This window comes from Chryseobacterium sp. HNCC26DJ238 (assembly GCF_057180465.1).
The window spans coordinates 1-11956 of sequence record NZ_JBXUGI010000020.1 but is presented as its reverse complement, the minus strand read 5'-3'; the positions used below and the strand labels follow the sequence as shown (position 1 = coordinate 11956).

General features: G+C 37.1%; 7 protein-coding genes. 6 read left to right on the top strand and 1 reads right to left on the bottom strand.

Annotated elements, in window-relative coordinates:
- Nucleotides 1-68: 68 nt before the first annotated feature.
- The gene (locus AC2A07_RS17185; RefSeq protein ID WP_484051395.1) at nt 69-434 is read left to right on the top strand and encodes a hypothetical protein; all 366 of its coding nucleotides are present in this window, start codon (nt 69-71) and stop codon (nt 432-434) included.
- A gap of 232 nt (nt 435-666) precedes the next feature.
- Complete coding sequence (locus tag AC2A07_RS17180) at nt 667-1491, top strand: CvfB family protein (RefSeq protein ID WP_314491573.1); 825 nt, start codon at nt 667-669, stop codon at nt 1489-1491.
- Nucleotides 1492-1526: 35 nt separating this feature from the next.
- Here the strand turns inward: AC2A07_RS17180 and AC2A07_RS17175 are convergent, their stop codons facing one another.
- Nucleotides 1527-5444, bottom strand: coding sequence for a DUF7948 domain-containing protein (locus AC2A07_RS17175; protein WP_484051394.1), 3918 nt, complete (start codon nt 5442-5444; stop codon nt 1527-1529).
- 179 nt (nt 5445-5623) lie between these two features.
- On the opposite strand from AC2A07_RS17175, the gene AC2A07_RS17170 reads away from it, so the two are divergent.
- The 4 genes from AC2A07_RS17170 to AC2A07_RS17155 all read left to right on the top strand — a co-directional run bounded on the left by AC2A07_RS17170 (nt 5624) and on the right by AC2A07_RS17155 (nt 11931).
- A complete protein-coding gene (locus AC2A07_RS17170) occupies nt 5624-6217 on the top strand; it encodes a TetR family transcriptional regulator (protein ID WP_314491567.1) in 594 nt (197 codons plus the stop codon).
- Nucleotides 6218-6313: 96 nt separating this feature from the next.
- The gene (locus AC2A07_RS17165) at nt 6314-7666 is read left to right on the top strand and encodes a TolC family protein (protein WP_484051393.1); all 1353 of its coding nucleotides are present in this window, start codon (nt 6314-6316) and stop codon (nt 7664-7666) included.
- Between the two features lie 5 nt (nt 7667-7671).
- A complete protein-coding gene (locus AC2A07_RS17160; RefSeq protein ID WP_484051392.1) occupies nt 7672-8733 on the top strand; it encodes an efflux RND transporter periplasmic adaptor subunit in 1062 nt (353 codons plus the stop codon).
- Between the two features lie 6 nt (nt 8734-8739).
- Nucleotides 8740-11931, top strand: coding sequence for an efflux RND transporter permease subunit (locus tag AC2A07_RS17155; protein WP_484051391.1), 3192 nt, complete (start codon nt 8740-8742; stop codon nt 11929-11931).
- The last annotated feature ends 25 nt before the right edge of the window (nt 11932-11956 follow it).

Here is an 11956-nt window from a genome sequence, read left to right as displayed (position 1 = left end):
AAAAATCTATATATAATTAAGAGAGGCTTCTGTCTCTCTTTTTTTTGTATCTTATTTTAAAATTTTCGATGAAAAAATTGATTCCATTTTTTATAATTTTTTTTTCAGGAATAATAATTCCGGGACAGAATATTACGCCAATTAAGAAGACTGTTCAAAACATCAATCAAACTAAAGGTTTTAAAATTAAAACAGTTCCTTATTCGTATTTTATGGATAAATCTGAAGTAACGGATAACGGAATTGAATTAAAAGGATATTACAAAAACGGAGCTCTCAGAAAAATGGAACATTTCATAGGTTTGTCAGCGTGGAACATGATAACAGAATATTTCTTTTCTGAACATGTAAAGCTTGTTTTTGTTCATTCAAAAAATATCAGACCGTTGATGAGAATTGTTCTCTTAAAAAACCTCAACTGCTTTCTGAATTGAGATGTTATTATGAAAACAGCAGGTTGATAAAAACAGTTGGGACATTAAATGATGATGAAAAAAAGATTTTATAAAAGAATCTCAAAATTTCGTGGTTTGCTTTGAAAACTTATCATCATTAAATTTAAAATCAGTTTTAACATAAAAACGCAACAGCTCGAAAATCTCCGACTCCGAAAACCCTTCTATGCTCCAACTTATTTCCGTACCTTTGCAGACTAAATGATCATCAATGCAAATCGGAAAAACCCAGACTTTAAAAATTTCAGAAAAAAATAATTCAGGATGGATGCTGGAAGCCGAATCCGGTGAAACTGCTTTTATGTCTAAAGTTTTCATTCGTGACGAGAAAGAAATTGGTGATGAAATAGAGGTCTTTGTTTATCAGGATGATCACAAGCTCAAAGCAACCACAGAAACTCCCCTTGCAGAAGTCGGTGAGTTTGCGGTAATGAGTTGTGTACAGAGTCTTCCGACCGGTGCGTTTATGGATTGGGGAATTATTAAAGATCTTTTTATCCCATACAAACAACAGAAATCTAAAATCCTTGAAGGGAAAAGATATCTTGTGAATCTTTATATTGACGAAGATCTGGAACTGATTACCGGTACAACAAAGTTCAAAAGAAACCCACAATATGAAGACGTTCCTTTTCAGAGAGGAGATAAGGTGGAGTTGATCATGATGAACGAAAGCGAACTGGGATGGAATGTAGTGATCAATAAAAAATATATCGGATTGATCTACACCTCTGATGTATACAAAAAAGTATATCCTCTTTCTGAGGAAGAAGGTTACATCAAAGCAATTCGTGAAGACGGGAAAATTGATGTTTCACTACAGCCTGAAGGTTTTGAAAATATCGATGAATACAGACAGAAAATTCTTAACAAACTTGAAGAAAACTTTGGATTATTACATCTGTCAGACAAATCTTCACCCGAAGAAATAAAAGATGAACTCCAGATGAGTAAAAAGAATTTCAAAAAAGCCCTTGGTGGTTTATATAAAGACAAAATCGTTGAGATTTTAGAAGATAAAATTAAATTGGTTTAAAAAATAAAAGAGCAGAAATTTCTGCTCTTTTTTATTTAGTTTCGGTTCTTGATCAATAGCCATCCATTATACACCCTGCCGTCTGACACTTTGATCGTGTACCAGTAATTTCCTGTGGCAAGTGGAGCAGAATTGTATTTTCCATCCCATTCAAACGATTTTTTACCTATGATCTTTCTGAATACAATCAGGCCTTTTCTGTCATATACCAAAATCTCAGTTCCTGAATAATTTTCCAATCCGGCAATACGCCATTGATCATTTATTCCGTCTGCATTTGGACTGATCATATTGGGTATATTAAATATAGAAAAGTTTTTCTCTCCTATGATACATCCAGATTTTGTACGGACGTATACTTTGTATTCTCCTAAACTTAGATTTGTGAATACATTAGAGTTCTGCCAGTTTTGATTATCCAGAGAATATTCATAGTTTCCGGGAGATGACATAATCACCGTTGCTGTACCGTTACTGATCATGATGGAAACGATTTCTCCCAAAACTGAATAACTTAACTGAATATCATCTGTATTTTCACATCCGAAGCTGTTGGTTACTTTTACCCAATAATTCCCCGGAGCAGAAACCGTGATGGTTTGGCTGGTAGCTCCTGTATTCCATAGATAGGCTGCAAAACCTGATCCTGCATCAAGTACAACTGTTTTTCCTTTACAGAAATCGAAGTCTTCAGGAAGAGTAATCTCAGGTTTAGGATTTACATTCAATTCTAAAATTATATCTTTAAAACATCCGTCTGCGGTTGAAACTCTGACATTGATGATATTTAATCCGGTAGTTAGAGTGTAGTTTGAAGGATTTGTGATCGGATTTCCTGATGAAGTGGTATAGGTGAAAATATAGTTATTGGGATTTGCAATGATATTTGACTGATAAGACGTTAAGTCTACGATCATTGTATTTCCTGTAGTACTGTTACACAGAGATGTTCTGTAATTACCTGCCGGAACATTGTTTTGCGATAATGTAATTGAAATGCTTAATTTTTCCGATTCGCAATTATTCAAAGTCTGAGTGACAAAGTAAGTCTGTCCGTTGACAAGTGGAGTATTAACCGGAAGAATATTTCCTGCTGCATCATAATAAATCAAAGCTGTTCCGTTGACTGCCAAATTTACTATTTTGGGATTGGAAGAAGCACAGAAATCCTGAACTGAATTTGCAATTGGTTTTGGAGTATTGTTAATAATGACCTGAACAGAAGTTTTTATGCTTTCACAATTATTCACGGTCTGTGAAGCATAATAAGATTGCCCGTTCGTCAGGAGGGTGCCTGATGTCAGGATATTTCCGTTCGCATCATACCACTTGATATTTTGCCCTGTAATCTGAAGATTTGCAATGGTGGGTAGACTTGCAGCGCAGAAAATTTGATTTACATTTCCTGTAGTCGGGGCAGCAGTGGAAGAAATTATTACATTTTGATTCTGAGTTGCTGTATTTCCGTTCCCATCATTAAACGTCCAGTGAATAATATAAGTTCCGGAAAGAGAATAGGTAAGAGGGTCTGTCGTTGTGGCAGTAACTGTACCCGCACAGATATCTGTTGCAGTCGGATAGGAAGAAACGATGGTGTTGCAGTCTCCGGTAATATCCGGAAGATTGGTAACATTCGGAATTGGTGCAGCAGTATCTCCAACCACAACGTTTACAGTAAAACTTCCATCGCAATCTCCGGAACCGGAAATTTGACAAGTATAAGTCCCTGTATTTCCTGAAGTAGCATTTGGAATGCTTGGGTTTTGCTGATTTGATGTGAATCCGTTTGGACCTGTCCAATTATAAATTGAACCTCCGGTTGCATTTAATTGTAATGTTGAGCCGGAACATACCGGAGAGTTGGAAGTTATTGTTCCTGCAGATGAACAATCTTTAAATTTTGCTATAAATACATCATTGGAAGGATGTCCTCCTGTTTGTTGGAAAGTTCCCGGCGTTGCAATACCTGTTGTGTTATTACTGGACATTCCCGTAAAGTAAATATAGTCTTCATTGTCTTTTGTAACATAGCCTAATTGCGTTCCTCCATTCCCACCGTAGAAAGTTCCCCATTCTTTTATATTATTTTGATTATACTTGATCATATAGGTCTTTATTCCGGGTCCTGTACTAGTCATATATGCATTTGGAGTGGCAATTCCTGCTTGATTTATCTGAGCGGAAAGCCCTGCCATAAATACATTTCCTGTTTCATCAATATAAGCTGATAACTGAAGCTCATGCTGAACCGGATAAGCCGCTTTTACAATAGTGTTGTTACTCAGGTTTATTCTCCATATACCTGCAATAGTGTAGGGATTGGCATTTACATCTGGAAATTCACCGGCAAGAATTAACGTATTATTTACAATTCGGGCTTCCCATACACGTTCTTGTATAGAATTCCCGTAGTAACTTGACCTTAAAAGTGCTCCTGATTTTGAAAACCTTAAATATAATCCATCGCTTACTCCTCCAAAGGTCGGTTGAAACGGATTGATCATGGGTATATTTTGTGATCGGGTCGCTCCGATAACTTCTAAATCCCCAGTAGATGAGAATATATTGAAAATTGAAGTTGAATGATCTGAGCCACCAAAAAATGATGACCAGAGAGTATTTCCTGTTGCGGCATCTAATTTAATAATGTATCCATCGGTATAACCATTGGGACTCAGTTTAGTTGGTTGCGCAGCATTTAAAATAGGGAAATTAGGACTCATTGTTTGTCCGCCTAAAAATACTTCGTTATTATTATACGATACTGTATAAACCTCATCAGGTGAGTTTCCTATGAAATGCTTTTGATATATCAGAGCACCGTCCGGATTAAATTTTGCTAAAAAAGCATCAGTATTGCTTGTGATTCTATTAATCTTGCCTCCTGCGTATATATTAAAGTTTTCATCAATATCAAAACTTTCAAAACCATCATCCCTTTGTGTTCCGTAATACGTGCCCCAAAGCTTTTGTCCGTTCTTTGTTATTTTCATTAGAAACGCATCAAATGCACCAATTATGTTGTTTTGAGGAACTCCGGAGGTTGCTATATTTGTACTGCTGTTAGTAGCCCCTGCAAGATAGCCTGTATTTTGACTGTCGGTTTTATATCTTCCGTAATCTTCACCAAAGCCACCCGCGTAGCTTCCCCAAATTCTCGTAGGTACCGGATCAATTACAATTGTTTTATTTGAAACATCAATTTGAGAATGAAACCCAAAGATTTGGTGGCCCAAATCTTTAAACGATACGGTAATATTTTCTCTGACCTGTCCTTCAATCCAACTTTGGGGAATATTTTCCTGCATATTCCCGAAACGAACTTTCATTAACAGTTTGTTGTTTTCAATAGAAGTCAGAGCACCGTTAAATTTCATTTTTATATCCGAAACTTTTCCTCCCGGATGTAGAATAAAATTATATTCTATTGGTTTTAAACTGTCTTTAGGTTTAAAAAATACTAAGTCAATATTATTGTAAATGTTTTTGTAGATAATTTTTTGATAGCGGTGAACGTTTGTAATTCCTTCGGGTTTATCAGTCAGGTTATAGTAGTTTTCGTAATCAACTGATTTTCCATGCGCAATTATTTTGGTGTTTTTATTTGAGTTAATAAGCTCAATATCTACTCTGTGAAAAAGGTTTTCATAGGTGTATTCCTCAATATTAAATTCCTTTCTGTTTACAACATTATGTTCTCTGCCCTTATTAAATTCAGGGTTGATTGTTTTCTTCGTTTCATAAATATCATAAGAAAAACCGGTAGAACGTAACTGAACATTTAACCCTGCAGAATGAAACAGATATTTTACCTCCTTATTTTCTTTTCCGTCCTGATTTAGTATCTGTCCTTTATTTTCGTAAAAATAATATTCATTATCCTTCTGAAACTTCGTCTGTCCAAACGAAAACACATAAAAGAAAAGTGACAGAAGAAATAATTTTTTTTGCATCGGTTATTAATTTCGGCAAATATATTAAAATCATTGTCTTTATCATGTTTATAAATCATTAACTCGTGACAGGTATGAAAAACATGATGCAAATCATAACAATTTTATTAATTATTTTGTTTAACAATTTTGTCAAAACAAATGATTGGTTTAAATTTGCACAAAATTGTTTAACAAAAATGTCAAAACAAGAGAAAAAAGACCAGACACAGGAACTAATAAAGGAAACGGCAAAGAATTTATTTTTTGTACAGGGTAAATTTAATGCAACTACACAGGAAATCGCTGACGAGGCAGGGGTGAACAGGACGCTGATAAACTATTATTTCCGTTCCCGGGATAATCTGATTCAGATCATTTTCGACGAAGCTCACAGAGTGGAAAAAGAAAAATCTGAGATCATTATGAATTCTGATCTTCCTTTTAAACAAAAGATCGCCAAGTTTATCGATGGCAGTTTACAGACAAGTTTACAGTATCCTTATCTGGAAACCTATATCGTTTCTCAGATTAATAAAGGAAGCTGCCACAAAAGAGATGTTGAGGAAGAAGAGCTGAAGAAACTCTACGCCGATATCGAAATAGAAATGCAATTGGGAAATATTGAAAAAATGGCACCCGTGCAGTTTGTACTCAATATGATATCGCTTCTGGTATTTCCAAGTGCTGTCCGTCCCTTATTCTTAGAAAATATGATGATCGACGAAAAGGAATTTGACCTGCTCATTGCCGACAGAAAAGATATTATCCTGAATATGCTTTTTAAAAAATAATTAAAAAGTGTTAAGGTAATTATAAAACTCAATCGTCCTTTAGCAATAAAGTAAAATGAAAAATCAATATTATAAAAATAAACGAAGTACTAAATTATGAAGAGAAAACTTATAACTGCAAAAAAGCTAAAAATTGGGATAGCTGCAGCATTTATGATTTTAGGCTCTACATCTGCTTTTGCCCAACAAGAGGTTTCTCTGCAGGAAGCTATCAAGCAGGCTTTGCAAAATAAAGCAGAAGCCAAAAAAGCAGCTTTGCAGATCAAAAAGGCTGAATATAAAATTGCAGAGGCAAGAGCAGGTGCATTGCCACAGGTGAGCGCAACTGCGGGATTAACGTATAATCCAATTATTCAGGAGTCATTATTGGAATTTGGTGGTGAAAGAATTCGCGCCAAACTCGGACAGCCATGGACATCAAGTGCTGTTGTAACGCTGAATCAGGCGATTTTTGACCAAAGAGTTTTTACAGGTCTTAAAGCGGCAAAATCTACAAGGGAATTTTATGTTTTGAATGCTCAGCTTTCTAATGAGCAGATCATCGAGAATGTGGCCACTGCCTACTATCAGGTTTTTGTACAGGAAGAAAACCTTAAAACATTAAACGTAAGTTACACCAATACTGAAAAAGTAAGAAATGTAATTAAAAGTCTGGTGGAAAATGGATTGGCAAAAGGAATTGATCTCGACCGTACCAATGTGCAGTTAACCAATATCAGTGCCAACAGACAACAATTGGTAAATGCAGTAGAGCTTTCAAAAAACTCTCTGAAATTCTACATGGGAGTTCCTATTGATACACCGATCGAGCTTGAAGAAAAGAGTATCGAACCGAAGCCTGAGCTGATCGCCGGAACTGTAGATCTGGATACCAGAACAGAAGTAAAGGTTCTCCAGAAAAACAGGGAACTTCTGCAATTCAATAAAAAAGCAACCGAAGCGTACCTTTATCCTACAGTTGGTTTGCAGGCAAACTATGGCTGGGCTGGTCAGGGAGGTAAATTTCCTTTAACGAACGGTCTTAACAACGGCGTTCTTTGGAGTGACTATTCAGCAATCGGTTTAAATATCAACATTCCGATTTTTACCGGTGGAGCTACAAGGTCTAAAATTCAACAGGCAGAAATTGATATCTTAGATTTAGACCAGGATATCCAGAACACTCAGCTAACCTTAAGTTTAGATTATAAAAATGCAGTCACCAATATTGAAAATTCCCTGATCAACATTGAAAGCATGAAAAATAATGTAACGCTTGCTGAAAAAGTTCAGAGAGATACTCAGGCTAATTATCAGTATGGTTTGGCAACATTGACGGAAGTTTTGGACTCTGAAAATGCCCTGACAGACGCAAAACAGAATTATACCACTGCTTTATTAGACTACAAACAGGCTGAAATTAAATTAATTAAAGCTAAAGGCGAACTTAATACTTTACAAAACCCATAATTAAAATGAAAAAAACTTTAATATATATCATCGTAGCTGCAGTACTGATCGGTTTAGCTGCATGGAAAATTTCAGATAACAAAAAGAAGCAGGAAACTGAAGTAAAAGAAGTAGCAAAACAGGTTGACAAAATCAATGTTAACGTTATCACAGCTTCGAGAGAAAATATCAATACAGATTATTCTGCAAACGGAACTTTTATCCCAAAGCAGGAAATGAATCAGTCAGCTGATATTTCCGGCCGTGTAGTCAGTGTTTTTGTTAAAGAAGGTTCAAGAGTAGGAGCAGGCCAGGTTCTGGCAACCATTAAAAGGGATGCTATCGAAGTAGATGTTACGCAGGCTCAGAATAATTTGCAGAATGCCATTGCAGACAACCAGCGTTACGAAAATGCTTTTAAAACAGGAGGTGTTACAAAACAACAGCTGGATAACTCACGATTACAACTGAAAAATATGCAGGCTGCTGTAAGAGCACAGGGGGTTAGAGTAAATGATACAAGCATCAGAGCAGGAATCAGCGGTACAATAAATAAAAAAATGGTTGAGCCGGGAATGGTTGTTGCACCGGGAACAGCATTATTTGAAATCGTAAACATCAATTCGCTGAAACTGTCAGTTTTAGTTGACGAAAGCCAGATTGGAAAAATTCAGTTAGGCCAGGAAGTTTCGATTAATGTCAATGTTTTGCCTGAAGATTCTTTCAGCGGGAGAATTACATTTATTGCTCCAAAAAGTGATGCTTCTTTAAATTTCCCGGTAGAAATTGAAGTTCAGAACAGAGGAAACTTAAAAGCGGGTATGTATGCAACAGCTTTGTTTAAAACCAACAACGGTGCCGAAACTCAGAATATGCTGACAGTTCCTGCTCAGGCATTCGCAAACGGAGTAAGCTCAGGTCATCTTTTCATTGTGAGCAATGGTACAGCAAAAATGATTACTGTAAAAACCGGGAAAGTATACGGAGACAAAGTGCAGATTATCAGCGGACTGAATGGTGGAGAACAGGTCATTACCAGCGGACAGATCAATCTTGACAACGGCTCTAAAATCAATATTATTAAGTAGCAGAAGATGAAGTTAGCAGAAATATCCATTAAAAGACCGTCACTGGTTATCGTACTGTTTACGATATTGACCTTGGGAGGTTTGTTAAGTTACTCCATGATGGGGTACGAGTTGATTCCGAAGTTTGAAACCAATATGGTAACGATTTCTACGGTGTATCCGGGAGCTTCGCCGGCAGAGGTGGAAACCTCGGTGACCCGGAAGATTGAGGATGCCGTTGGTTCTTTGGAAAATGTAAAAAAAGTAGAATCATCTTCTTACGAGAGTTTGTCTGTCATCATGGTTCAGCTGAACACCGGTGCCGATGTCAACTACGCATTGAATGATGCACAGAGAAAGGTAAATGCTATTTTGGCAGACCTTCCGGAAGATGCAGATCCGCCATCACTTCAGAAATTCTCTTTGGATGATTTACCGATCATGACGTTGAGTATTACGAGTAATAAGATGAACAATAAAGATCTTTATGATCTTTTAGATAAAAAAATTGAGCCCGTTTTTTCCCGTGTTAACGGTGTGGCTCAGGTGGACCTTGTGGGTGGACAAGAAAGAGAAATTCAGGTTAATTTAGATGAAAAGAAACTGCAGGGTTATGGTCTCTCTATAGGAGATGTACAGCAGGCGATTCTTTCTTCCAACCTAGATTTCCCAACCGGAGCTTTGAAAACGAGAACTTCAAGATCTACCATCAGACTTTCCGGAAAATACAGGGATGTCGCTGAAATGAACAGTCTGGTAGTTTCAAACAAAAATGGAGTGCAGGTACGTCTTTCTGACGTGGCAATGGTTTTTGATACTCAAAAGGACGTTGAAAAAGTGGCTAGATTTAACCAAAATCCTACTATTTTACTTCAGGTAAAAAAACAGTCTGATGCCAATGCAGTATCGGTATCCGAAGCGGTTCAGAAAACTATTGAGCAGGTTAAGGAAAACTATAAAGTTCAGGGTGTAAATGTAACAATCGTTGATGACAATACAGATTTTACCCTTGAGGCAGCCGATCATGTAATTTTCGATTTATTTTTAGCGATTATTTTGGTGGCAGTCGTGATGTTGTTATTCCTTCACAACATCAGAAACGCATTTATCGTAATGGTTTCTATTCCGGTATCATTGATTGCTACCGTAATCGGGATGTATTTGATGGGGTATACTTTAAACTTAATGAGTTTATTAGGACTTTCACTCGTGGTAGGTATTCTGGTGGATGATGCGATTGTGGTATTGGAGAACGTTTACCGTCACATGGAGATGGGTAAAAGCAGAATCCGTGCTGCGTATGATGGAGCTTCAGAAATTGGATTTACCGTAACGGCGATTACTATGGTAATTGTGGTGGTATTCTTACCAATTGCAATGAGTTCAGGTTTGGTTTCAGACATATTAGCACAGTTTTGTGTCACTGTAGTTATTGCGACACTGTTCTCATTATTGGCTTCATTTACCATTATTCCCTGGTTATCTTCAAGATTTGGAAAATTAGTTCATTTGACGGGTAAAAATCCTTTCGAGAAATTTATTCTTTGGTTTGAAAAGCAATTGGATAAATTCACACACTGGATTACCGGAATTCTAGAATGGGTTTTAAAATCTGGTTTAAGAAGAATTATGACTGTTGTTCTTACATTTGTACTTCTGATTGTAGTGACAATGGGATTAATGGGTGGCGGATTTATCGGTGGAGAATTCTTCCCTAAAATGGACAGAGGTCAGTTCCTTGTTCAGATGGAATTACCTAAAGATGCCTCTGTAGAAAAGACCAACCAATTAACTTTAGCGGTTGAAAAATACCTTAGAGATGATAAAGATGTTGTCGATATGATTACAACTGTTGGTCAGCAGTCATCAGGTTTCGGTGGTGCGCAGGCAACTTTGTATCAATCAGAAATTCAGGTAATTCTAGTTGATAAAGCTGAACGTAACGAAAGTACAGACATCAAATCTGCTAAAATTAAAAGAGCTTTGGAAGAAAAGTTCACCGGAGTTGAGTTTAAAACCGCACCAATCGGATTAATGGGAGCAGATGCTGCACCAATCGAAATGGTTGTTACCGCTCAGGATAATGCAACAGCAAATAAAGAAGCGAACAGAATTCTTGCTTTGCTTAAAAAAGTTCCTGGAGCTGTAGATGCTGAATTGTCATCAGACTCAGGAAACCCTGAAGTTCAGGTAAATATCGACAGAGATAAAATGTCTTCTCTAGGTTTAAATCTTTCAAGTGTAGGACAAACAATGCAGACTGCATTCAGTGGAAATACAGACGGGAAATTCAGAGCCGGAGAGTATGAATATGATATTAACATCCGTTTTGGTGATGCCAACAGACAGTCAATTGATGACGTAAGAAACTTAATGTTTACCAATACCGATGGAGAACAGATCAGACTGAGTCAGTTTGCTGATGTGAAAATGGGTTCAGGGCCTAGCTTGTTGGAGCGAAGAGATAAAACAGCTTCCGTAAAAGTAAAATCTAAAGTGGTTGGTCGTGCAATGGCAGACGTAGCCAACGAGTGGGCGGATCAGTTTATGAATAACGAAAAAACAAAACCAGCCGGTGTCACTTACATCTGGAGTGGAGATATGGAGAACCAGACAGAAGGTATGGGTACGTTAGGAATTGCTTTAATGGCGGCTATCGTATTGGTTTATCTGGTAATGGTTTCGCTATATGACTCATTTGTATATCCGTTTGTGGTATTGTTCTCAATTCCTTTGGCATTGATTGGGGTAATGGTTATCCTTGCAATTACAGGAAATACCATCAATATCTTTACCATGTTGGGGATGATCATGTTAATTGGTTTGGTAGCGAAAAACGCAATTATGATTGTCGATTTTGCCAACATGAGAAAAGCTGCTGGAGCAAGTACCCATGACGCTTTGATTCAGGCAAATCACGCACGTCTTCGTCCGATTCTGATGACAACCATTGCGATGATTTTCGGTATGATCCCGATTGCGATTGCAAAGGGAGCAGGAGCCGAGATGAATAACGGTTTGGCTTGGGTAATCATCGGTGGTTTGACTTCATCGTTATTCCTTACCTTAATTATTGTACCAACGGTTTATTCACTATTCGATTCAATGTTGAGAAGAATGGGTAAGCATGAAACAGTGGATTATGATGCTGAAATGAAAGCTGATTATGAAGAAAAAGAACTAAGTGAAGACGGTTACACCCCGAAACACGTAGATTAAATATAACAACCTTAATTAACCTGAA

Bases quoted from the DNA above. Each gene is read 5' to 3' on its own strand.
- AC2A07_RS17170 (WP_314491567.1), top strand. From the start codon at position 5,624: ATGTCAAAACAAGAGAAAAAAGACCAGACACAGGAACTAATAAAGGAA.
- AC2A07_RS17175 (WP_484051394.1), bottom strand. From the start codon at position 5,444: ATGCAAAAAAAATTATTTCTTCTGTCACTTTTCTTTTATGTGTTTTCG.
- AC2A07_RS17155 (WP_484051391.1), top strand. From the start codon at position 8,740: ATGAAGTTAGCAGAAATATCCATTAAAAGACCGTCACTGGTTATCGTA.
- AC2A07_RS17180 (WP_314491573.1), top strand. From the start codon at position 667: ATGCAAATCGGAAAAACCCAGACTTTAAAAATTTCAGAAAAAAATAAT.
- AC2A07_RS17165 (WP_484051393.1), top strand. From the start codon at position 6,314: ATGAAGAGAAAACTTATAACTGCAAAAAAGCTAAAAATTGGGATAGCT.
- AC2A07_RS17160 (WP_484051392.1), top strand. From the start codon at position 7,672: ATGAAAAAAACTTTAATATATATCATCGTAGCTGCAGTACTGATCGGT.
- AC2A07_RS17185 (WP_484051395.1), top strand. From the start codon at position 69: ATGAAAAAATTGATTCCATTTTTTATAATTTTTTTTTCAGGAATAATA.